Source organism: Luteimonas sp. A537 (assembly GCF_054052065.1).
In genome coordinates this window covers 129,159-153,177 of the sequence record NZ_JBSVRH010000004.1, presented here as the reverse complement: position 1 = coordinate 153,177, position 24,019 = coordinate 129,159, and the positions used below count along the sequence as shown (strand labels likewise).

Annotated in this window: 14 protein-coding genes, 1 tRNA gene and 1 pseudogene; 9 read left to right on the top strand and 7 right to left on the bottom strand. The window is 70.0% G+C overall.

Translation table 11 applies throughout. The features are described from left to right. Positions 1-122: 122 nt before the first annotated feature. From ACW7GZ_RS11455 to ACW7GZ_RS11425, 7 genes and pseudogenes are all read right to left on the bottom strand, one after another. Positions 123-1,316 (bottom strand): hypothetical protein, encoded by a 1,194-nt coding sequence (locus tag ACW7GZ_RS11455; RefSeq protein ID WP_457009288.1) that lies wholly within the window; start codon positions 1,314-1,316, stop codon positions 123-125. Continuing rightward, positions 1,313-1,549, bottom strand: coding sequence for a hypothetical protein (locus ACW7GZ_RS11450; RefSeq protein ID WP_457009640.1), 237 nt, complete (start codon positions 1,547-1,549; stop codon positions 1,313-1,315). The genes ACW7GZ_RS11455 and ACW7GZ_RS11450 overlap by 4 nt, the downstream gene beginning before the upstream one ends. Before the next feature lie 855 nt (positions 1,550-2,404). Then, a pseudogene (locus ACW7GZ_RS11445) lies at positions 2,405-2,722 on the bottom strand (J domain-containing protein); the annotation flags it as partial. Positions 2,723-2,846: 124 nt separating this feature from the next. Further along, positions 2,847-5,147, bottom strand: a complete 2,301-nt coding sequence (locus tag ACW7GZ_RS11440) for a GumC family protein (protein WP_457002222.1) — start codon at positions 5,145-5,147, stop codon at positions 2,847-2,849. Between the two features lie 50 nt (positions 5,148-5,197). Continuing rightward, entirely contained in the window at positions 5,198-5,896 is a 699-nt protein-coding gene (locus tag ACW7GZ_RS11435) for a polysaccharide biosynthesis/export family protein (protein ID WP_457002220.1), read from the bottom strand. Positions 5,897-5,942: 46 nt separating this feature from the next. Then, positions 5,943-6,737: a tyrosine-protein phosphatase gene (locus tag ACW7GZ_RS11430; protein WP_457009286.1), complete on the bottom strand. Its 795-nt coding sequence runs from the start codon at positions 6,735-6,737 to the stop codon at positions 5,943-5,945. Positions 6,738-6,936: 199 nt separating this feature from the next. Further along, positions 6,937-7,010: transfer RNA gene (locus ACW7GZ_RS11425), tRNA-Cys, on the bottom strand. A gap of 251 nt (positions 7,011-7,261) precedes the next feature. Here ACW7GZ_RS11425 and ACW7GZ_RS11420 point away from each other — a divergent pair. Genes ACW7GZ_RS11420 through ACW7GZ_RS11380 form a run of 9 tightly spaced genes read left to right on the top strand, consistent with a single transcriptional unit; the run spans position 7,262 to position 24,012 of the window. Continuing rightward, complete coding sequence (locus tag ACW7GZ_RS11420; protein WP_457009284.1) at positions 7,262-10,042, top strand: type VI secretion system Vgr family protein; 2,781 nt, start codon at positions 7,262-7,264, stop codon at positions 10,040-10,042. After that, positions 10,039-10,905, top strand: coding sequence for a DUF4123 domain-containing protein (locus tag ACW7GZ_RS11415; RefSeq protein ID WP_457009282.1), 867 nt, complete (start codon positions 10,039-10,041; stop codon positions 10,903-10,905). The genes ACW7GZ_RS11420 and ACW7GZ_RS11415 overlap by 4 nt, the downstream gene beginning before the upstream one ends. Further along, positions 10,895-13,519, top strand: a complete 2,625-nt coding sequence (locus ACW7GZ_RS11410; protein ID WP_457009280.1) for a T6SS effector BTH_I2691 family protein — start codon at positions 10,895-10,897, stop codon at positions 13,517-13,519. Before ACW7GZ_RS11415 ends, ACW7GZ_RS11410 begins: the two co-directional genes overlap by 11 nt. A gap of 7 nt (positions 13,520-13,526) precedes the next feature. Then, entirely contained in the window at positions 13,527-14,483 is a 957-nt protein-coding gene (locus ACW7GZ_RS11405) for a DUF6708 domain-containing protein (RefSeq protein ID WP_457009279.1), read from the top strand. Beyond that, entirely contained in the window at positions 14,483-15,397 is a 915-nt protein-coding gene (locus ACW7GZ_RS11400) for a DUF6708 domain-containing protein (protein WP_457009278.1), read from the top strand. The genes ACW7GZ_RS11405 and ACW7GZ_RS11400 overlap by 1 nt, the downstream gene beginning before the upstream one ends. Beyond that, positions 15,394-18,396 carry a type VI secretion system Vgr family protein gene (locus ACW7GZ_RS11395; protein WP_457009276.1) on the top strand — a complete coding sequence of 1,001 codons (3,003 nt, stop codon included), beginning with the start codon at positions 15,394-15,396 and terminating at the stop codon, positions 18,394-18,396. The genes ACW7GZ_RS11400 and ACW7GZ_RS11395 overlap by 4 nt, the downstream gene beginning before the upstream one ends. A 6-nt stretch (positions 18,397-18,402) precedes the next feature. Beyond that, complete coding sequence (locus ACW7GZ_RS11390) at positions 18,403-20,103, top strand: esterase/lipase family protein (protein ID WP_457009274.1); 1,701 nt, start codon at positions 18,403-18,405, stop codon at positions 20,101-20,103. Continuing rightward, complete coding sequence (locus tag ACW7GZ_RS11385; RefSeq protein WP_457002205.1) at positions 20,100-21,095, top strand: T6SS immunity protein Tli4 family protein; 996 nt, start codon at positions 20,100-20,102, stop codon at positions 21,093-21,095. The genes ACW7GZ_RS11390 and ACW7GZ_RS11385 overlap by 4 nt, the downstream gene beginning before the upstream one ends. A gap of 34 nt (positions 21,096-21,129) precedes the next feature. Continuing rightward, positions 21,130-24,012 carry a type VI secretion system Vgr family protein gene (locus tag ACW7GZ_RS11380; RefSeq protein WP_457009272.1) on the top strand — a complete coding sequence of 961 codons (2,883 nt, stop codon included), beginning with the start codon at positions 21,130-21,132 and terminating at the stop codon, positions 24,010-24,012. Positions 24,013-24,019 lie beyond the last annotated feature (7 nt).

The window sequence follows — 24,019 nt, the reverse complement described above, 5'->3', positions numbered from 1 at the left end:
GTCCTTCCGCTGGTTGTTCATCCCGCGACCGGACGGTCGGCGACGGAACCGTGAATTATGTTGCACTTCGCGTGCCAACGCATCCTCAGTGATGGCTGGCGCGAGGATCAGGCAAGGGTGGCTCAGGGTTGGACGATGGCCACGCCGGACAGGTCCAGCTCGCCGCGCAGGGTTTGCGCCACGCCGCGCGGGGCGGGGTTCACCAGCCGCAGCCACTGGCCTTCACAGCCCTCGCCTTCGGGCACGGTGAAGGGCAGTTCCAGCGCGGCCCAGTCGCGGGATTCGCGGATACGGGCGCCGCTGGCGATGCGTGTGCGGCCGTCGCTGCAGGTCAGGGTCCACTCCAGGCCCTGGTCCGAGCGCAGGTCCCTGGTGCGGGCGCGGAGCCGCAACACATGCTGGCCGGGGGCGAGCAGCAGCGGGATTTCCAGACCGGTGCGCGCTACTGGGCGGCCGAGGAAGCGCAGGCGGGCGGCGTGGGCCGTGCTGCCGGGTGTGCCGACGCCCGGCACGCTTTTGTCGAGTTCGATGCGCTGAAACAGCACGCCGGGCGTGCGGCGCACGCGCCAGTCGAAGCCGGCCGACGACAGCGGGCGCCCGAAGCTGCCGTTCCAGGGCACCGGCAGAAGCGCAGGGGCGTCGGCAAGGCCGCTGACCCAGCGTGCGTAGGCGCTGCCCCAACGGCCATCGCGAAGCATGCCGTCGATCCAGCGCGTGGTTTCATCGGCGCTGAGGCCGCCCTGCGCACGCAGGGCGCCGTGCAGGTTGTCGGCGGCGGTGGGCAGGCGGCTGGCGGTGGCGGCGCGCAGGACCGCGTTGCGCCACTGGGGTCGCTTGACCAGGTGGGTCGCCAGGGCATCGGCGAATTCCGGGTCCTGGGCGAGTTCGGCGATGAGCTTGAGCAGGTCGCTGCGCTGCGCGGGGGCCACGGTGAGCAGTGCGTCCAGGTGGTCCGCGGCGGCGGCGTAATTGCCGGACTGCAGGGCCTGGGTGGCAAGCCAGCCGCGCACCTGGGGATCGCGCGGGGCGCGGCGTGCGGCGGCCTGGTAGCGGGCGTGGTGGGCGGCGGCATCGCCCTGCCCGTCCTGGGCGCGGGCGAGTACGCCGAAGGCGCGGCCGAGTGCGGGTTCGCGCGCGAGCACGCTGCGGGCGATGGCTGCGGCGCGGGGGGCGTCGTCTTCGTGAAGGGCGGCTTCGGCGGCGGCGAGGTCGGCTTCAAGCCGGGCCTGTTCGCCATGCGTGCTGAGCAGGCTGGCGCCGGCGGCAAGCAGCGCCGCCAGCAGTGCCGCGAAGGCGATCCAGCGGGCGGTGTTCACTGGGCGGGCTCCAGTTGCAGGCCGACGACGCGCCAGGCCTCGCCCATGCGGATCAGCTCAACGCGAAGCACCCCGGTTTCCACCGTCCCGCGGCGGGCATCCAGGCGATAGGCGCCGAGCATGGAAGCGGCCATGGCATCCAGGGTCCAGTTGGGCGCATCGACCAGCATCCGCGTGCGCGCGCCCTGCGCATGGCGCGCCTGCAGCTGCGTGCGGATACCCGCACCCTCCAACCCCGTGGGCAGGTCAAGCCAGGCCGGTTCCGCGCCGCCCCCGGCCAGGTAATCCGTAACCCCCCGAACCGCTGTCTCTGCCTCCCCGAAAAGCCGCAACGGATCCGCAGCCGCAACCCCCGCACCCGCCCTTGCAGGAGCAGCTGCAGCTGCGATTGCCAGCCCATCCGACGGGGGTGCGACTTCAGCCGCAGCCGGCGCGACGGGCGTGATGGGGGTCGGTATCGCAGCCATGGCTGCTCCCACAGGTGGGGCAGCTGGCGAGGGCAAGGTCGCAGCTCTGGCTGCTTCTGCAGGTGGGGTGGCAGCTTGGGTTGCAGGTGGGGCGAATGGCGGGGGCTGGGTCGCAGCTATAGCTGCTCCTACAGGTGCAGGTGCAGGTGCAGGTGCAGGTGAAGGTGCAGGTGCGGGTGCAGCTGCGGGTGGGCTTGCAGGTGGGGCACCTGGCGGGGCGACTGGCGGGGTCGGCAGTTGGACCAGGGCCAGGGCTTGAGTGACCGTTGGGCTTGTCGGCTCGGGCGCGGCGGCGGTGCGGACGGGCGCGGCGGGGCTGCTGGCGGGCGCGGTGGCGCCGCTTTGCACGCCGTCGAAGTTGTCCTGGCGGGTGAAGGCGAGCCAGGCGAGGACGATGCAGGCGAGGCCGAGCAGTCCGACGAGGATGGGTGCGAGGGAGATGCGGGGGTTGGGGGGAATCGCGGCTGTAGCCACTCCCGTGGAGGGGGTGGAACATGGCGGGCTTGGGGGGACCGCGGCTGTAGCCGCTCCCACAGGGGGCGCGCGGCGCGGGGTGGTGGAGGTCGCAGCTGTAGCTGCTCCTGCAGGGGCGCGCGAGGCAAGGGTGGCGTCGTATCGGGTGCGGGCGGTGGTGGTACGGAGGTGGTTCCAGGCCTGGTTGACGCGGGTCGCGAGGGCGGAGTCCCACTGGCTGCCGGCGGTGCTGCGGTCGGGGTGCAGCCACCGCAGCAGGTGGCGGTGGTGGTCGCGCAGGGTGGCACGCTCGGCGTCGCGGTCGGCACCGAGTACGCGGTAGGCGTCGGCGTCTTCGGCCAGCAGCACCTGTTGAACGAAGAAGCGGCTGGCCTCCAGCAATTCGGATTCGTCGTAGCCGGTGTGCTGCGCGGCGCGGTGCAAAACCTCGGCGGAACCCGAGGCGATCGCCAGCAACGTGTCCATGCCCTGCGGCAGGGGCCGGGCGCGGAGGGCGCTGCGACGCGCAGGTGCGCGCAGCAGGCCCATGGCCAGTTCAAGTGCTTCGCCCGCGTTTGCCATCATCCCCTTGCGGGCCCCCGCCCCATCGCTACTTCCCGGCCAGCTTCGGCTGGGTACCGTAGGAGTAATAAGAGGCGTAATCGTAGCCGTAGCCGGCGACCTTGGCGTCGTAGTGGGTCATGAGTCCGCCGATCACGCGCGCGCGCGCGGCGGCCAGGCGCTTGAGCGCGGCCTGCGCGGTCTTGATGCGCGTCTGGCCGGCCTGCACCACCAGCAGCGTGCCGCCGGCGACGTTGGACAGGATGGGCGCATCGGCGATACCAAGCACCGGCGGGCCGTCGATGATCACCTGGTCGTATTTTTCCGCGGCCACGGTCAGCATCGACAGCAGGCGGCTGCCGGACAGCAGCTCGGCGGGATTGGGCGGCAGCGGGCCGGCCAGGATCACCTTCAGGCGTTCGTCGTCGGTATCCATGATCACCTGGCTGGCGCTGGCGGCGCCGGACAGCAGGCTGGACAGGCCGGTATCGGAACGCACGCCCAGCGAGCGGTGCAGCGAGGGGTTGCGCAGGTCCGCTTCGACCAGCAGCACGCGCTTGCCCAGCTGGGCGAAGTTGCGCGCCAGGGTCTGCGCGGTGGTGGACTTGCCCTCTGACGCACTGGGGCTGGTGACCAGCAGCACCTTGGGCACGCCCTGGTCGGTGGAGAACTGCAGCGCGGTACGCACCGAGCGGTAGGCCTCGGCAAAGGCCGAGCGCGGATCAGCCATGGCATCGACCACGCTCTGCTTTTTCAGGTGCGGAATGATGCCGAGCACGGCCAGGCGCAGATGCTGCTCGATGTCCTCGGGGGCCTTGAGGGTGTCGTCCAGGAACTCGAGCACGAACGCGATCAGCACGCCCAGCATCAGGCCCAGCATCAGGCCGATGGCGAGGTTGAGCGGCAGGTTGGGCTTGAAGCGGCCGGTGGGCGCGATGGCGCGGTCGACGATGGAGATGTTGTTGGTGCCGACGCCGGCGCCGGCGGCCACGCCAACTTCCTTGTAACGCTGCAGCAGGCTGTCGTAGAGCTGGCGGTTGGTGTCGGCCTCGCGGCGCAGGATGTTGTAGTCGATCGAGCGGTTGTCGACGTCCAGGGTGCGCTCGCGCAAGGTGTCGAGCTGGGCGACAAGCATGTTCTCGCGCGTCTGCGCAGCGTCGTACTCGGCCTTGATGCTGGCGCGCACGGATGCGCGCTCCTGCGAGATCTGGCGGTCGACCTCGTCGATCTGGCCCTTCAGCGCCTGCATGCTCGGGTACTCGGGCTTGAAGGTCTTGAGCTGCTGCTGGTACTGCGCATTGAGCGTGGCGCGCTGCTGCTGCAGGGTGTTGAGGATGGAGTTGCCGATGGCGCCGGCCGGCAGCTGGCCACCGCCCGACACCTGGCTCCACGCGGCCTGTGCGCGGATGCGATCGTCCTGGGCCGAGGCAAGCGCGGTGTTGAGCGCGCCAAGGTTCTGGCTTTCCAGGCTCTGGCTGCCCTCGCCGCTGGTGACGATGTTTTCCCTGGTGGCGAAGGCCACCAGCGTGCGCTCGGATTCCTCCAGGCGTCCCTTGGCCAGGGCCAGCTGTTCTTCGATGTACTTGCTGGCGTACGACGAGGCGTCGAACTTGCGCTCGATGGCGTGGGCGATGAAGCCGTCGGCCACGGCGTTCACCACGCGCGCCGAGAACGCCGGCAGCGTGGAATCGAAGTGCACGCGCACCAGGCGCGAGTTGCGGATCGGCTCGATCGTCAGGCCGCTGCGGACGATGCCGACCGCCTGGCGCAGGTCCAGGAGCTGGTCGGCCGTGTCGCCCTCGCCCTCAGCCGCGACATCGACGCTGACATCACCGGGCTGCGCCTGCTGCTGCGGACGCAGCGCACCGGTGGCACGCTGCCACCAGCCGGTGGAGTCCAGGCGTTCGACGGTGCTGCCGTCGATATTGAGTTCGTTGGCCACGCGCTCGGCCAGGGCGCGGCTCTTCAGCAGTTCGTACTGGGTAGTGAGGAAGTCCGGCGCCGACGCCTCGGCGTTGCCCGCGCCTTCCATCTGCAGGATCTGGACCGACTCGCGGTCGATCTGCAGCACCGCGGTGGCGCGGTACACCGGCGGCATCATCAGCGTGGCGATCAGCGCCAGCGCCACCACGGTGCCGAGCACGCCCAGCACCAGCCACTTGCGCTTGACCAGGATGCGCCAGTACGCGAGCAGGTCGATCTCGTCTTCGTCGCCGCCGCGCCTGTCGTCGAACATCTCGATGGCAAGCGCGCGCGAACCAGTGGTGGCGGGCAGGTTCGCATCCGCGCGATGCGCCGGCAGCTGGTCCCTGTCGCCCTCCGGGCGGATCGGAAGATTGTCGTCTGGCATGGGTCTCGGTTGTCCGTAACGTGGGCTTGGAGCGCAGGCTTGAGCGTGGCTTACAGGGCGAGGAACAGGCCCAGTGCGGGCACCGTCCTGATGAACTCGCGGAAGGCCGACTTGCTGCCGGAGCGCTCGATCACGATCACGTCATCGCCGTAAACCTGCGGATCGTCGAGCTCGCCGCGGCGGACCAGACTGAGGTCATAGGCCGCGGCCATGCGCTCGCCGTTGACGTGGCGGAACAGGATCACGCCCTCGAGGTCGGCGAACTCGTCGGTGCCGCCGGCCATGGCCACCGCCTGCAGCAGCGAGGTCTTGCCGGTCAGCGGATAGATGCCGGGCTTCTTCAGCGCGCCTTCCAGGGTGACCCGCTGGCTGGTGTATTCCTTGATGAAGATGGTGACCTGCGGGTTCTGCAGGTAGCCATCGGCGTACTTGGCGGCGAGTTCCTTCTCGAGCTCGGGCACGGTTTTGCCGCCGGCCATGACGCCGCCGATCAGCGGCACGTTGATCATGCCGTTGGAATTCACGCGCGCCTGGTGCGCGAGTTCGGAAACGCCGAACACGCTGATTTCAAGCAGGTCCTGCGAACCCACGCGGTAATCGGTCGCGCCTTCGTAGGCACCCGATGCGCTGGTGGTGTCAGGCGGTGGCAGGTCAATGCCGTGGGCGACGTTGCTCTTCCCGCCCGAGGCGCAGGCGCCAAGCAGCAAAGCGAATACGGCCGCGATCAGGAGTCGGCTGGCTTTTTTCATGGGGGGACCTCGGGGAATCGGGCGGATCGGGGCGGATCGGGGCGGATCAGGCTTGACGCAAGAACCGGGCCAGCAGGCCCCGGCGCGGGGCGGCGGGCGGCGGCGCTTTCAGGGGTGGCAGTGTATCCGGTGCCGCATTCGCCACGATGCCTGCAGGCCGCGTATTCACCATGTGGTCAGCCTCTTCCGCCCCCACCAGGGCCGCCGCAGCCTCGCGCGCTTCGGCCAGGAAGGGCGGCCGGCGCGTGGGATGGTGGGCATCGGTGGCCAGGATGTGGCAGTGGCCCTCGCCCACGAATCGATCGCCCCAGTGCCTGGCGCGGCGGCCATGGCGGCCGGTCAGGGCGCCGGCGGTGACCTGGATCCATGCGCCGCGATGCGCCAGGCGCACGAAGGTGTCGTAGTGCTGTTCGACCCAGGTCAGGCGCTCGGGATGGGTGATCACGGGCACATATCCGGCGGCCATGAGATCGAACAGCGTCTCTTCCAGCCGCGGGGGGGCGACGTGGTGCGGCGGTTCGAACAGCAGGTAGCGGGAGCCGGCGATGGTCGGAATGTGGCCGCTGCGGATGCCCGCGACCAGGTTGTGGTCGAGGTGCACGTCGGCCCCCCCCACCAGCCTGAGGGCGATGCCTTCGCGGTCGAGCTCGACCTGCAGCGCGGTGATCGCGGCGCGGATGCCGGGGCCGGTGTTCTCGTACAGGCCGGGATAGATGTGCGGGGTGCAGGCGGTCAGTGTGATGCCGTCGGCCACGGCCATGCGCGCCATTTCAAGCGACATGGCGAGATCGGTGGCACCGTCGTCGATGGCGGGCAGCAGGTGGCAGTGCAGGTCATACACGCGTGCAAATCCGTGTGCGTCGCGGCGGGGGCCGAATTTTACCCCCCCGATCCGTGATCCCCGTGGGAAGACTCTTTTGTAAGAGCGGCTATAGCCGCGAACAGGGGCCGGGCCCTGCCGGACAGCAATCGCAGCTATAGCTGCTCCCACAAAGGCAGGGCCCTACAAACAAAAAGCCGCCCGGGGGGCGGCTTTTGTCTGGAGGCCTCAGTCGGAATCGAACCGGCGTACGCGGATTTGCAGTCCGCTGCATGACCACTCTGCCATGAGGCCAACGGGGTGATACGACAAGACCCCGTTGCCGGGGCCTGGTCTGGCACTCGACCGGCGCTTGGCGACACGCCGTATCGGGTGAACCCGCAAAAGTATGGACGAGCCACGGGGACGGGGCAAGCCCCGGCGGCGGTGCAGCGGGCGCGCATGCTCATCTCCGGAACGAGACGCAGTTTGCACTTGCCGCCATTCAGGTTTGCTAACCTCGGGCGGTTGCAGTGCTGTCCCGCCCCCGAGGGAGTCTTCTGTACATGGATGTACCCGCGTTGTCGCCATTTGCCCGGTTGGCGAACCCGGGACAGGAACTCCGTACGCTGCGCCTGCATGCCGCTCCCCTGCCGTCCGGCACCCTGGTCGCGGAAGCCGTGCAGGGCTGGGAAGCGCTGGACGCGGGCTACCGGCTGCAGATCACGGCACTGTCCGTGGACGCACATCTCGACCTGCAGGCGCTGGTCGGAGCCCCGGCGCTTCTGGAACTGCTGACCGACCTGGGCGCCTGCCGCCCCTTCCACGGTCGGATCACCGCCATCGAGCGCATCGGCGCCAACGGCGGGCTGGCGCGTTACCGGCTGTGCCTGGAGCCTGGCCTGGCGCTGCTCAGGCACAGTCGCGACACCTGGGTGTTCCGCGACATGGACTGGCAGCAGATCACCCGCCAGGTGCTGTCCTGGTATCCGGAACTGGCGCCGGATGTGCGGCTGGACCTGCTGGATTCCGGGGCCTACCTGCGCTACGACCAGTGGACGATGTACGAGGAATCGCCGCTGGATGCGCTGCGCCGGCTCTGGGCCGATGAAGGCGTGTTCTGGTTCTACGAGCACGCCGGCGATGCGGACAGCGACACCCTGGGCGAACACACGCTGGTGCTGGCCGACCACAACGAGGCCTTCGGGCCGCAGGCGCCCGAGCGCTACGCCTTCCATCGCCGCGATGCCACCGAGCCGCTGGACACGCTGCAGCAGCTACGCCTGCGCACGCGGCTGCGGCCATCGCAGGTGAGCCGCGGCAGCTGGGATTACCGCAGCCGCAGCGACCGCCCGGCATCGGCCCGCGACGAGGCACCCGTGGCGCTGGCCGACCACGACATTCCCGGACCCTACGCCTGGCACACGCAGGCCGAAGGCGAGCGCCGCGCGCGCCAGCACCTGGACAGCCAGCGCCGCGACACGCGCACCATGGCCGGCGTGGGATCCGCGCGCCGGCTGGCGGTGGGCCAGCGCTTTGCAGTGGGCGGTCATCATGCGGTGGGCGCCGACCAGGCCTGGATCTGCCGCCAGCTCCACTTCCAGGCCCGCAACAACCTGCACGCCGACATCCTCGGGACCGAGGCAGGCAACGATGCCAGTGCGTACACCACTCCGGCCCTGCCGGCGGTGCTCTCGGCGCTGCCCGGGGACGGGCCGGGCGAGTCACTGCCGCGGATGACCGGCCTGGACGTGTCGCCGGACATCGTGTTCCAGGGCGCATTCGAAGCTTTCCCCGCCGAGCTGCCCTGGCGGCCGCGCACCACCGATGGCCACGGCCAGCGCCTGTACCCGCGGCCGCAGGCCAGCGGTCTGCTGGAAGGCATCGTGGTGGGCGACGGTGGCCCGGTCGATACCGACCGCGACCATCGTGTACGTGTGCAGCTGGTATCGCGGCGCGGCAGCCAGGCCAGCAGTGGCCTGGAGCACTGGAGCGGCGCCGACAACGCGCCCGGCAACGGCACCGCGACCGCCTGGGTGCGGGTGGTGACGGCACTGGCCGGCGACAACTTCGGCGCGGTCTGGGTGCCGCGCGTCGGCCAGCTGGTCTACCTGGCCTGCCTGGAGGGCCAGGCGGACCGCCTGGTGGTGGTCGGCGCGGCCTATGACGGCCGCGGCAACCCGGATGCCGCGCACAACCAGGTGGCCGGCGGTCCGGCCGGGGCCACCGGCAACGCACCGGCGTGGTTCGATGGCAACGGGCACGCCGCGGTGTTCAGCGGCTTCAAGACCCAGGCGCTGGCCAGCAGCCAGCAGGGCACCGGCGGCTACAGCCAGATGCTGTTCGATGCCACGCCCGGCCAGGCGCGCGTGGAGTTGTCCACCACCCAGGCCGAGACCGCCCTCACCCTGGGGCACCAGAAACGCCAGCGCGACAACCTGCGCGAAAACGACCGCGGCTTCGGCATCGAGCTCCGCACCCGGGCCGCGGCCGCCATCCGCGCGGGCCAGGGCCTGCTGATCACGTCGGAGGACGGCGGGCAGCAGCTCAGCGCGCCGCTGGTCGAGTCGCAGCTGCAGCGCAGCGGGCAGCTCGTGGATTCGCTGTCGCACACGGTCAAGGCGCTGCAGGCGGAGCTTCCGGGCGACCCGGACCCGGACCGCTCGCCGGCACGCCTGGCGCTGTCCGACGCCGGGCAGGCGCTGGCGGCAAGCACATCCGCAGCCGCCGGTGAAATCGGCTTTGGCGGCGGCGAAGGCAGCGCGCCGGCCTGGAGCAAGCCGCTGCAGGTGGTAAGCAGTCCGGCCGGGATCGCGGCATTGACGCCCGCCGACCTGGTCGCGGCCAGCGCGGAGCAGACCGTGCACGCCGCGGACCACGACCTGAACTGGGCCGCCGTGGACACGCTGTCGGTGGCGGCATCGCGCAGCGTCCAGCTGTTCACCCTGGGCAAGGCCGAGGGCGACCGGCCCAACCAGGAGCTGGGCATCGCGCTGCATGCCGCGTCCGGCAGCGTGCAGCTGCGCGCCCAGGCCAACATCGCCACGCTGCAGGCACGCGACGAGGTGCGGATCACCAGCACCGATGCGGACGTGCTGGTGTCGGCGCCCTCCCAGCGCCTGCTGGCGACCGCGGCCGGCGCATACATCCGGATCGAGGGCGGCAACATCGAGCTGGGTGCACCCGGCCAGGTGGAGTTCAAGGCCAGCCGCAAGGCGCTGGTCGGGCCGATGGCGGTCACCGCGGACGTTCCGGACCTGGTGGACACCGGCCCGCTGTGCCCGGCGCGGACCAGTGCCGCCACCCAGCGCGGCGGCGTGGTCAGGCTGGGCGGGGCCACTGGATGATCGGCCACGGACTTCTGCGCGCCCATGACTTCGCGCTGGTGGACCGTGCGCAGCATGCCGCCGCAGACCTTCCCGCAGGGCTTGAAATCCATCCACTGGTGCCGCCCGCGCTGCGCGACAGCGCAAGGCTGATGCCAGGCCTGGTGTGCCTGTCTGATCTGGCGGAGCCGCTGCTGCTGCAGTGCCTGGAACTGATGGAAGGCCAGGCGCGGGCGCGGCAGCCGCTGCTGTTCGCGAACATGCTGAAGTCGCCGGCGCCGCTCGAGCGTGTCGCCGGACACCTGCGCGCCACCCTGCTCGCCCGCATCCAGGACAGCGGCGACGCGCTGTACCTGCGCCAGTTCGACCCGCGCCTGTTCGTGCAGTACGCGTGGTTGATGACGCCGGAACAACGCCTGTGCCTGTTCGGTCCGGTCACGGAGTGGACCGTGTACCTGGATGGCGAATGGCTCGGTTTCCAGCCACCGGCCGGTGACGCCCGGACCCGCATTCCGGTGCTGCTTGAAGCCGGGCAGGCCGCGCGGCTGGAAGACCTGCAGACGGTCAACGAAACCCTGGCCCTGCTGGATCCCGACGGCATCGCGTCCCGCCAGCAGCGGGCGCGCGAACTGTACCGGCTGCTCGAGCACGGCCGCGGCCTGGGGCTGGGCCGCCTGCGCGACCTGGCCCTGTTCCTCGAGCACGGCGTAACCGTGCATCCCCGCTTCTACACGCATCCGTTGCTGCAACAGCGGCTGCAGTCGCTGCCCACCGACGCCGACCTGCCCTACACCGTGGCCGTCGGCGACCTGGCGGGCGCCGGCTTCCAGCAGATCCGCACCGAAATGACCTTGGGAGCCGGAGGCCCCTTGCATGAGCCTTGACGAGACCGCGCCCACGCCCGAACAGGAAATGCAGGCCGAGCCGACCTGCGACGAACAGTGTCCGCATTTCCGCATCGGGTTCCCGCTGTTCCTGGCCCGCTACGCGATCCTGCCGGAAGACGCGCCCCTGCCGGCGCTGCCGCAGCAGGTCGCGTCCGCCTCCGACCCGGTCAAGACCATTCCACTGGGCGGCGCTGCACGCTATGCGCTGCGCCTGCTGCGCGCCGGCTACGTGTACGTGTTCGACGAAAACCGGAACACGCTGGAGGGCTACCAGGTCGATGACAACGCCCTGCTGTTCAACCTGCACCTGGACAGCCCCAAGCCGCCGGTGGACGTTGACGTGAAGCCCTGCACGCTCACCTCGCACCTGGGCAACGCGACCTGCATCACGATTCCGGACGCGACCCGGGCCACCCGACCGATCTGGATCGCCTATTCGGAAGTCGAGTGGACCCGCGCGGTGCGCGATGCCCACAAGAACGATGCCGGCGTGCGCCGCAAGGGCATGGTGCCCTTCGACGTGAAGGCCTGGCTGGCCAGCCAACGCCAACCCGGCGCGATGAAGGTCGGCGAGGCGGCGCGGCACCTGGCCGAGTTCGGGCTGTTCGACCAGGACGCAAAAAGCGCCCTGCAGTCGCGCCGGCACATGGGCTGGAGTTCGGTCCCGCCGCTGCAGAGCGGCTGGCGCGCACCGGGGCTGGCATTTTCGTCCGAGCGCCTGCTGCGCGGCTTGAACAGGGGCAAGCCGGACAGCGGCAAGGTGCAGGGCGCGGTGCTGGCGCTGCCCGACCCCACCGCGGTGGCGCGCGACCTGGCGCTCTTGATGAAGAGCCGCTACGACGCGCATCTGGCGCGGTCTTCGGTGAAGCGCCCGCTGGCGGTCTCGACCGCGATCCTGCAGATCAAGGCTGCATCGAGAAACCAGTTCGAACTGCGCGAACTGGCCGCGGCGGAACAGCTGAGCAATGAACAGATGGGCAAGGAGTCCTGGCTCACCTACCGGGCGATCGACTGGGCCTTCGGGACGAACCAGAGCGAGCGCGCCATGCAGCGCGTGGAAGCCCTGCGCACGGTGACGCCGGCCGAGCTCGATCGCCACTTCGGCCGGGAGTGGACGAAGTACACAGACAAATACGACGAACCCGCGCGCGCGCGCTGGCAGGCCACGTTCGACGCGGCGCTGAAGGAGTTCGATGCCAGCAGGATCGCGCCCCTGGCCCTCGCGCACGCGGCCTGGATGAAGAGCGAGGCGATGGCGAACTGCTTCGGGCTGCAGTACGACCCCGACGACCCCGAGCAGGGAATGGCCTACACCGTAGCGGTGCTGCTGTGCCTGTCTGGCACCCAGGACAAGCAGGCCTGCTTCAACACCTACCTGGAGTGGCTGCGCAAGAACGACTGCAAGGACAAGCGCAACCTGCTCCTGCGGGCGCTGCTGTTCAACCAGACGGTGATCATCGACGCCGTGCAGAAGCAGCTCGACGCGGAACTCGATCCGCGCGCCTTCCCCTGGTCGGACGTGATCGCGCTGTACGAAGAATCGCTCAAGGCCATGGCCGACGGCAGCAGCCCGGCAGTGGCGAAGCTGGTCGAACAGCTCATGGGCCCGATGATGAAGGCGCTCGACAGCATGCTGGACAGCCGGCAGGCCCGCGCGGTCGGCGTCGCGCTCGGCCTGGTGTCGGGCAAGGCGGTGATCCCGGTGACCGAAGTCGGCGGCAGGAAAGTGTTCCGGGCGTCGCTGATCCGGCAGATGATCCGCCTGCACGGTGTCGACATCGGCGAAAACCAGATGCAGCGCGCAGTGGCCGCGGAGCTGAGGCGGCTGGAAGTCCACGGCGTGGCGATGGACGGCACCGACCGCAAGACCTGGCTGCTGCTGATCGACGTCGACCAGGCACGCAGCGTGCCCACCAGTCTCGCCAGCCGCGAACGCGCGGACCAGCTGGCGCGCGCGCTCCGCACCCCGACCCAGGTCGAGGCCAACCAGATCGCGAACTGGAAGAGCACGATCACCCGCGACGTGCGCCTGGGCACGGTGGGCGGCCTGCTGCAGACCTGGTGCCTGACCAGCCTCTGGAAGGACGTGGCGACATCGATGCCACACCAGAGCGACGAGGCGATCGGACGTTTTTCCGCCGGCGTCCTGGGGGCGGTCGGGACGACCTCGGAGGTGACCGGGAAGTACATCGGGAACCGCTTCGCCGATTCGGTCAGGCACGCACGGCTCCCGCAGGCGGGCCGCCTGCTGGTCACGCTGGGCACGCGTGCGTCGATCGTCGCCGGGGTGGCCATGTCCGTGTTCGACGGCATCCGCGCGTACCGCGAGCGCCAGGAAGGCAATGTCGGGATGGCCTGGGCATACCTCGGCTCGGCCCTGCTGGGAGTCGGCGTCATGATCGCCTTCGCCCTGGGCGGCCCGATCGGCATCCTCATCGGCGCCATCCTGCTTGCGCTGCTGTTTGCGGTCACGACGCTGATCGAACTGTTCAAGGACAACAAGTTCCAGGACTGGCTGGAGCGCTGCTTCCAGTGGGGCAAGCTCGTGGATCGGCGCTACGGCAACCTCGATCTGGAAATGCGCGCGCTTGAAGCGGCTTACGAAGGATAAGTGCCCGATGTTCCATGCTGGACTGGTCTGGAAATACAAAGTCGACCGCGCCCTGAGCGAGGACGAGCACGCGCTCCGCCTCGAGCAGCGGACGCGGCTGGATGTCGAGCCCGCCGACGAAGCGGCCCTTGTCCGGATGAACTCGACCTTCCTTGAATCGGTGGACAAATATTTCTTCAGCAAGGGCTGGCTGAGCCTGGTCGGCTTGCTGGCCATCGCGATCGGCCTTGGCCTGATGGGCGCGATGGCCTACGCGATCCTGTCCAGCACGGGCGACGCGTTCGATGGCGGTCGCGGGGCGGTGTACCTGGAGCTGGCCGCGGCGGTGGTCGTGCTCTCGCTCCCGATCGCCGCCGGCCTCTTCCTGCTGAAGTACGAGATGTTCCGCCTGACCCACTACCCCATCCGCCTGGACCGCAGGCAGCGGATGGTGCACGCGTTCCGGCAGGACAAGAGCATCCTCTCGGTGCCGTGGGACGAGGTGTTCTTCACCCTGGCCCGGGAAAACAGCCGCCCCGGCGCCGGCATGTGGGAAATCCAGGGGCACGTGCTGGACGACGACGGCAGCACGGTCCGGGAAACCTTTGCGTTCTCCAGCGTGAGCGACCAGGACATCCTGCGCCGGCACTGGGAATTCCTGCGCCGCTACATGGAGGACGGTCCGCAGGATCTGGTCGCACGCGTGAAGATGTACGCCGCCGTGGACCAGCGCAAGGAAACCTGGTGGGAAGGCTTCATGCGCATCGCCGCGGATGAAATCACCATGGCGCCGCTGGCGGCGATCGTGTTCGCCCCCTTCACCGTCCTCCAGGCCTCCGCCCGCTGGCTTGCCATGCGCAGCTGCACGATCCCGCGCTGGCCGGCGCACATCGAAGCGGCCTGCAGGGTCGACCCGGACGATGCATGGGCACGCGATGCCCACGATCAGGTGGTGCCCCGGATCCTCCTGGAGGATCGACGCTGATGTTCCACGCCGGGCTGGTATGGAAATACAAGACGAATCGTCCACTGACGACCGATGAACGTGCGCTGCAGTTGCGGCAGGCGCAACGGCTGCATGTCGATCCGATCGACCAGTCCTCTGTGATCAGACTCGACTCGGCCTGCATGGACGTCCTGGACAAGTACTTCATGAACAGGGGATGGCTTTCCCTGATCGCACTGCTTGTCACGTGCATCATGGCTCCACTCGCCTACACCGTCACGGGTGAAACGGTGGATGGACTGGCCAGCGGAGGAAACCGCCTGGATGCCACCCTGGGAACCGCCTTCCTCTGCCTCATCATCCTGCCCGCCGCAGCCTGTGTTGTCTGGATGCTCACCCTTGATGCCTTCCGCCTGACCCACTACCCCATCCGCCTGGACCGCACGCAGCGGATGGTGCACGCGTTCCGGCAGGACAAGAGCATCCTCTCGGTGCCGTGGGACGAGGTGTTCTTCACCCTGGCGCGGGAAAACAGCCGCCCTGGCCCCGACCTGTGGGAAATCCAGGGGCACGTGCTGGAAAGCGACGGCACCACGGTCAGGGACACCTTTGCGTTCTGTGACGTCAACGACCAGGACATCCTGCGCCGGCACTGGGAATTCCTGCGCCGCTACATGGAGGACGGTCCGCAGGATCTGGTCGCACTCGTGAAGATGTACGCCGCCGTGGATCAGCGCAAGGAAACCTGGTGGGAAGGCTTCATGCGCATCGCCGCGGATGAAATCACCATGGCGCCGCTGGCGGCGATCGTGTTCGCCCCCTTCACCGTCCTCCAGGCCTCCGCCCGCTGGCTTGCCATGCGCAGCTGCACGATCCCGCGCTGGCCGGCGCACATCGAAGCGGCCTGCAGGGTCGACCCGGACGATCCGCACGGCTCCAGGAGAGCAGCATGACCATGGATGTCCTGCCCGACGCGCTGCACGCCGCGCTCGCGCAGTTCCACGACAAAACCCGCCTGTATGCGCTGGACTCGGCCGGGAACACGTTCTCCAGCCTGCTCGTGGAGCGCTGGTCCGGCTGGGACGCGCTGGGTGCCGGCTTCCGTTACACCCTTGATTGCCTGTCCACCGACGCCTCGCTGCCGCTGGCGAAGATGCTGGGCCAGCCGGTGACCCTGAAGACACGTCTGGCCGATGGCGACTGGCACACCCGCACCGGCCTGGTCACCGAGGCCGAATGCATCGGTGCCGATGGTGGCCTTGCGCGCTACCGCCTGCGCCTGGTGCCATGGATCCACCTGCTGGCCCAGTCCCGGCAAAGCCGGCTCTACCAGGACATGACGGCGCTGCAGATCGTGGAGGCGGTCTTCGCGCGCCACGCCCCGCTCGCCGCCTGGCGCGTGACCGGCGAGGTCGGTCCCTTCATGGCCGACGCGCGCGTGCGCAGCAACTGCGCGCAGTACCGCGAGTCCGACTGGGAGTTCGTCACCCGCCTGCTCGCCGAGGAAGGCCTGGGCTTCTACATCGAAGACAATCCGGAGGCGCCGGCAGGCCACGACGTGGTGCTGTTCGCCGATTCAAGCCAGGCGTCGGAGGAGCGGAGTTCCGCGGCCGGCAACGGCATCCGCTTCCATCGCGACGCGGCCACCGAAGCCAGCGATGCGGTGCAGGGGTTCGGTGCCCAGTACACGCTGGGTTCGACCGGACTGGTGTGGCTGAGCCAGGACTACAAGTCCCACCGGGCGCTGGGCGTGCAGACGCCGCTGGACAACGCGATCGAGTCCGTCAGGCTGGAGCTCTACGACCCCACTGGTCCGCATGCGTTCGCCGACGAAGCCCAGGCCCGCCGCTATCTGGCGCTGGCCGGTGAGGCCCATGAGGCGCAGCAGCAGGCCTGGCTGGGCCTGGGCAGCGTGCGCAGCTTCCGCTCCGGCAACTGGTTCCGGCTCACGGATGCGCCGGACGATGGCGTCCACGCAGGACCACCGGAAGTGCTGCTGGCGGCGGTGCGGCACGAGGGCGTGAACAACCTGCCCGACGCGCTGGTCGACGCGCTCGAGGCCGGGCTTGCGGGCGACCTGGTGGAGCCGGTCGACGCGCTCGACGACGAGATCCTGCTGCCGCCCGGACTGTGCGCGTTCCTGGAGCAGTCCGACGATCCCCTGCTCCGCCGGCAACGCACCCGTCGCGCCGACGCGGTGGGCTATGCCTGCAGCTTCCACGGCCTGCCGCGCTCGCTGCCGTGGCGCCCGGTGCTCGCCGACGGCACCGGTGCGCGCTGGAATCCCCGCCCCACCGTGAACGGCCCGCAGACCGCGGTCGTGGTCGGGCCCGACGGCGAAACCAGCCCCCGCGATGCCAAAGAGCTCTACTGCGACCGGCTTGGCCGGGTGCGGCTGCGGCTGCGCTGGCAGGGCGACGTCCCGACCACGGCCTGGGTCCGCGTGGCGCAGCGCCAGGCCGGCCCCGGTGGCGTGGGCATGCAGTGGCTGCCCAGGATCGGGACCGAAGTGGTGGTGGTGTTCATCGACAACGATGTCGACCGTCCGCTGGTCCTGGGCGGCGTCTACGATGGCCAGGGCGAAGGCGGCATCGCGCCCACGCCCGGCGGCGAGGCCGCGCCGGCGCCCGGCGATGTCTACGCCCGGGCCTCGGACCATGTGCCCAGTGCGCAGGGCAACCTTGCCGGCGGTCATGCCCCGCCTTGGCACGGCGCGGGCGCCGGTGACGATGCGCACCGCAACGCCGCCGCGCTGGGCGGCGTCAAATCCAGGGAATTCGGCGGCACCGGCAGCAACCAGCTGGTATTCGACGACAGCGATGGCCAGCTGCGCATCCAGTTCGCCACCACGCACGCCGCCAGCCAGTTCAACGCCGGCCACCTGCTGCACCAGGCCGACAACTTCCGCGGCAGCTTCCGTGGCCAGGGCTGGGAGCTGCGCACCGACGCCTATGGCGCGCTCCGCGCTCGCTCGGGGCTGTGGGTAAGCACGTATGCGATCGACGCCGCCGACCCGGCCGGAGAGCCCACGCCCGCCACGGCCCTGCTGAAGCAGGCCGTGCAGCTGGTGCAGACCTTCGACGAGGCGGCATCCACGCACCACACGGTTGGCTATTCCAGCCACCGCGGCACCGGCAGCGACCAGCGCTCGAAGCTGTTGGCCGACACGCCACCGGTCAAGGGGCTGCTGGCCAGCATGCAGGCCCAGGTTCCCGGCGACGGCTACGAGGCGGCCCGCGAGGCGGCCGCGCAGCGCAGCCCTGCGGTGGCAGACGGCCACCTGCCGCACAGCGGCGACGCCCTCGTCGGCTTTGCCGCAAAGGCCGGCCTGGGCCTGGTGGCCGGACAGAGCCTGCAGTGGCTGGCCGGCGAAACCCTGACCCTGGCCAGCGGCGGCGACACCAGCTGGGCCATCAGCGGCGACCTGCGCGTGCACACCGGCCAGGCCATCGGCCTGCTCGCGGGTGCCACGAAGGGAGACGGTCTGCGCCTGATCGCCGGCAAGGGCCCGGTGGAAGCGCAGGCCCGCCAGGGCCAGCTGCGGCTGCGCGCGCGCGACCAGCTCAGGCTGGTCTCGGCCACGGCCGCGGTCGAGCTGGCGGCCGGCAAGCGCGTCGTACTCAAGACCGCCGGCGGCGCTAGCCTTGTGATCGAAGGCGGTGGCATGACCTGGGCCTGCCCGGGTGAGATCCGCGTGCACGCCTCCAATTACCGGTTCGACGGCCCGGCCCAGCTCAGCCGGGAAATGAACACCTGGCCCGAGACCGACTTCAACCAGCGCCACGTGCTGCGACACCGCCGGACCGGCGAGCCGCTGCGCAACATGCCGGTGGAGATCACCCGCGGCGACGGCGCGCGCATGCGGGTGACGACCGACGGCGATGGCCGGCTGCCGCTGCAGCAGGGGCTGTCGCTGGAAGAGGTCGTCATCAAAGTGTTGAACAGGGAGTAGCCCGGGATGTCCGGACACGACGACAGGGAAATCACCGTCCACCAGAGCGGACGCGACGGACAGGGACGGCCGGTGGCGCACACGCGGCTGACGCCACGGACCGATGATCGCGAGTGCGCGGTGCTATGCGAGCCCGATGCAGTGATCCCGATCGTGTTCCTGCCCGGGATCATGGGAACCAACCTGCGTCTGGAGGGCGGCGGAAAGGTCGCCTGGCGCCCACCGAACACGGATGGCGTGGTGTCGATCCTGAGCGCGATCGGCACCCTGGTGGGCTTTTTCTTCCGCGGACCGGCCACCCGCCAGCGGCTGCTGGATCCCGACACCACCGAGGTCGATGACCGCGGACCGATCGATACCGGCGGCAGCCTCGACCGCGACGAAGCGCGCAGGCGCGGCTGGGGCACGCTGATGCGCTCGGCCTACCACCCCGCGATGAGCCTGCTGCAGCAGGAGCTCAACGCGCTGATGGAAAACGCGGAGCTCCTGGGGGAATGGCGCGACGACATGCTCTACCGCCGTGCCGCCGCGGACTACGGTGACGGCACCGGCGCCGAAGCCCTGACCGGCGACGAGCTCCGGCACGCCGCCCGCTACCGCTTCGAGGTCTGGGCGGGTGGCTACAACTGGCTGCAGTCCAATGACGCCAGCGGCAGCAAGCTCGCCAGCCACATCGACGAGGTGGTCCTGCAGCACTATCGCGAAGAACTCGGCAGCGGCGTTGCCGAGCGCATGAAGGTGGTGCTGGTCACCCACTCCATGGGCGGCTTCGTGGCGCGTGCCCTGACCGGCATCCATGGCAACGACAAGGTGCTGGGCTCGGTGCTGGGGGTGATGCCGGCCGTGGGCGCACCCGCCACCTACAAGCGGATGCGCTCGGGTTTCGAGGGCTTCGCCAACGTGGTGCTGGGGCGCAACGCCGCGGAGGTCACGGCGATCATGGCCAATTCCCCGGGTGCCATGGAGCTGCTGCCGACCGACGAATACGGCCAGGGCGCCGGCGCGCACGACGATGCCTGGCTGAAGCTGGGCGGCGCAGCCGGCGGCCGGCCGTGGACACACGCGCTGCCGCAGTCGGGCGACCCGTATGCGGAGATCTACCAGAGCCGTGACTGGTACGGACTGGTGCCCGAGCACAACCAGTCCCTGCTGGACCCCGCCGGCCTGCTGCCGGATGCCGGGGAAGAAGTGTTCTCGAGGTCCGGGGGCACCGACCCCTTCGCCATGTTCGACACGCGGATCGACGACGTCCACGCCTTCCACGACAACATCCGCGGCCATTACCCCGCGCCGGCGTATGCCCATTACGGCGACGACAGCAAGCGCAAGGCCTGGTCGGAAGTGCACTGGGACGGCGCGGCCCTGCCGGCCGACGGCGGCCCGGGCCAGCATCTGGTGCTGGACGACAACGGCAAGGAAAGGATGCGCCTGCAGGTGGACGGCGCCACCGTCAGGCTGGACATCGCGGGCCCCGGCGGCAACGGCGATGAAACCGTGCCGGCGCTGTCGAGCCGTGCACCGGGCCTGGCCGGGGTGGAAGCCGACTTCCGCCAGGGCGACCAGGGCAGCGGCGCGCACGTGGACAAAAACGCAAAGGGCAAGGTGACCAAGGGCTATGAGCACCAGCACAGTTACAACGATCCGCGGGCGCTGTGGGCCACGCTCTACGGTATCGTCAAAATTTCGCAGCAGGCGGACTGGGCATGAAACTGATGCTGGGACTTGCACTGGTGTCGGCGATGGCCGCAGGACACGCTGAGGAGCGGCAGATGAGCACGGAAGGCAACACCACCTACTGCCTGGGGCGGTACCTGATCGACCTGCCGGCGGGCAGCCGGGTCTCGGCGCGCTACACCTTTGCCGGCTCCAGGGTGGACACCCATGCAGGGGTCTCCAGGGAAGGCTTCGCCGACAGGCTGGCCGCGCGCGAGGCCGGGCTGCGGAACGCCGCGCACCGCGACGGTGACTCGATGTACGTCGCGCGCGAAGACATCGCCACCGGGCAGGTCTCGCTGGTGTCGTGGGCCAGCCCGAACAGCCGTCGCCTGTACCGGTACGACGACTTCGCCTGGTTCCCGGCCGGGCAGGTGCTCTACCAGTTCCAGGGCGAAGGCGACGCCACGCCGCAGGCGCGGGCCAAGGCCACTGCGCACGGGCGCGAAGTGCTCGGTGCGTTGCGCCCGCGCGCGCGCGCCGAGGTGCCGGCGGGACCCGGCTTCTGCATCGACTCCGGTGTCATCGCGCACAGTCGCCTCAACCGGGAAGAGGTCACCGCGACCATCCGCCTGCGCGACTACCCCACGGTGACGCTGGACTTCATGTCCTACACCACCGGTCGCCCCGCGAGCGGGCTGCTGAAGCGGGCCGCGTCGGTCCCGCCGGGCTATGAAGACGTGGCTGCACGGATGACCAACCTGCGCCGCGGCGATCGCGACCTGGGCCCGGTGCAGGGCCAGGAAGTACTGGTACGCGCAGACGCGGACGGGAAGACGGCCTACCAGTTTCTGTGGGAATCGCAGGGGCAGGCCAATTCGATCGAACACCCCTTCCTGTCGCTGGAGCTGGGCACCACCGGCGAAACCGACGACAGCGGCGAAGTGATCGACGCGCCCTTCGGCTCCAGCGAAGACGCGCTGGCGCTCTGGGACGCCATCCTCGACTCCCTGCGCCTGAGGCCCGGCGCGGTTTCCCCGCGCTGACCCGCGGTCGGCACGGGAACAATTAGGTATGGCCATGGATCTGCCCGCCTGGACACGTCTGGTATCGCAGCACAATCGGCTGATCGAGCTGGAGACCACCCTGCCCGACGCGTTCGCGGTCGAGCGCTTCCGCGCCCGCGAAGCGGTGAGCGAACCCTTCCTGTTCGAGATCGACTGCCTGTCGGCCAACGCCTCCATCGACCTGCGACCACTGCTTTCGACGGAGGCCACGCTGCGCCTGCGCGGCCCCGGCGGCGGCCGGACCTGGCACGGCTGCTGCACGCAGGCCGCGCAGCTCGGCTCGGAGGGTGGCCTTGCGCGCTACCGCATCCGGCTTGAGCCGTGGACGGCCCTGCTGCGCCTGCGTCGCAACCGCCTGATCCACCAGGACCTGGACGAGCGCGGCATCATCGAGCGGCTGTTCGCGCACTATCCCCAGGCCAACTACCGCTTCGACATCAGCCGGCCGCTGTCGCCGCGTCCGGTACGCACGCAGTGGGAGTCCGACTTCGATTTCCTGGCCCGCCTGCTGGCCGACGCCGGCCTGGCCTACCGCTTCGAACATCCCGGCGACGCGGACCGCCAGTCCGGCGCGCGGGCCAGCCACGTGCTGGTGATCCACGACGACCAGGCGAGCGCGCCCGAGGCGTCGCCCGCCACGCTGCGCTTCCACCGGGTCGACGCTACCGAGGCGGAGGATGCGGCGGTGCTCTTCACCGAGAAGCGCCAGGTCACCACGAACGCTGTGGCGGTTGCGAGCTGGGAGCGCGACCAGGTGCGCATGTCCGCCGCCCGGGCGGAGCTGGACGCAACCGGCCTGCCCACGCTGGAGGTCTACCAGGCCGCACGCAGCGGCGCGTTCCCCACCGCCGCGCTGGCGCAGTCCGCCGCGGACCTGCGGCTGCAGGCCCTGCACCTTCCGGCCCGGCTGCATGCCGGCGCCGGCAGCGGCCGTGGCCTGGCGCCGGGCCACGCCTTCACCCTGGAGCAGCACCCCGACCTGCACGGCGACCGCTTCGTTCCGCTGGTGGTCGAGCACACCGCGGTCAACAACCTGGGCAGCCACGCCGTGACCCTGCTCGGGTCGCCGGCGCTGGAAGAAGGCGATTACCGCAACCGTTTCGTATGCGTGCCTGCCGGCGTCGCGGTGGTCCCGATGCACATCCCCCGGCCCACGGCGCCCGGCCCGCAGACCGCGCTGGTGGTCGGCCTGCCGGACGCCGGCGTGACCTCCAGCCGCGACCATGAAGTCCGGCTGCAGTTCTGGTGGCAGCGCGGCGCTTTGCCTAACCCCGGCGGCCTGCAGGACACCGGCGGCAAGGATCCGGGACATGCCCCCGGCGACGCTTCCAGCGGCACCTGGGTGCCGGTCGCCGAGTCCGTGGCGGGTCCCGATTTCGGCAGCCACTTCCTGCCGCGCCTGGGCAGCGAAGTGCTGGTGGACTTCGAGCATGGCGACCTCGACCGGCCGGTCGTGGTCGCGCAGCTGTACGGTGGCGCGCATCTCCCGCCCTACGCCGGTGGCGAGGACAGCGAATCCAACCACCCGGGCGTGCTCAGCGGCCTGCGCACCACCGGCCTGGACGGCCAGCAGGACAGCCGCTGGATCGTCGATGACACACCGCGGCAGCTGCGCCACCAGCTCGATACCGGACTGGCCGCCAGCCGGCTCGGCCTCGGGCTGCTGATCGACCAGGCGGACGCCAACCGCGGTGGCTTGCGCGGCGAAGGCTTCGAGCTCGATACCCGGGGCTGGTCGATGCAGCGCGCCGGCGAGGGCTTCCTGATCTCGACCAGCGCGCGCCCCGCTGCGGCCTCGACCTTACATGACGCCGCGGAGGCGGTGGCAGGGCTGGAGGCCGCGGTGCGTACGGCGACCAGCCTCTCCGAACGGGTCGCCGGCGTGGACGGCTTCCCGTTGCAGGCCAACCCGCGGCAGGAGGCGCTGCTGGAAGCGATCGACCCCCTGCGCAAGGGCCGCTACGACGGGCCGGTCAACAGCCAGCCTGCGGCCCGGCCCAAGGGCCAGGGGCGCGAACCCGGCGACGAGGTGGAACGCATCGACGGGCCGCGGATGCTGCAGGAAAGCGCCAGCCACCTGGTGTACGGCACCTCGCACAGCCTGCTGGCCTACGCCGGTGGTGCCCAGCACTGGACCGCGGGCGAAGGCGCGCATCTCGCTGCGGGCGCCACCTTCGCCGCGGTGTCCGGCGCGTCGGCGGGCTGCTTCGCCGGCAGCGGTACGCTGCAGATGGTCGCCGCCAGTGGCCCGCTCAGCCTGCAGGCCCATGCAGCGGGGCTGGAGGTCCTTGCAGACAGGACGGTCAGCATCACCAGCACCGAAAGCACGATCGAAGTGACGGCGCAGGAAAAAATCGTGCTCCAGGCCGGGGAATCGGCGATCACCCTGGTAGGCGGCGATATCGTCTTCGCCTGCCCGGGCGACTTCACCGTCAAGAGCAGCCAGAACCTGTTCCTGGGCGGCGAACGCAACGCCGCCGCCCTGCCCGCGCTGCCTGCGGCCGAGTTCGCCTTCGTCTCCAGCCTGCGTTTCGCGGTGACCGGCAGCGACTCGCTGGCCGAATCGATGGGTTGGGTCGGCCGCAACTTCAAGGTCCGCGACGGCGAGGGCGCGACCCTGGCCTCCGGCGTGGTCGACGCCAGCGGCCGCCTGCCGCGGGCCACCCATGACGGCCTGGGCACCGAACTCACCCTGGAGATCGGCGATGGCGGCTGGAAGACGCTTGCAGCCGCCCCTGCCGCCACGGCGCCGGAGGCGGACCCGGAATCAGAGGCTGCGCCCGAACCCCTGCACGCCGACGGCAACCGCTACTCGCAGCAGCTGCTGGACGATGCCGTCGAATCCCCGCTTGATCCCGGACTCATCGCCGAACTGCTCGGCCTGGACGCCCCGTGAGGACGCC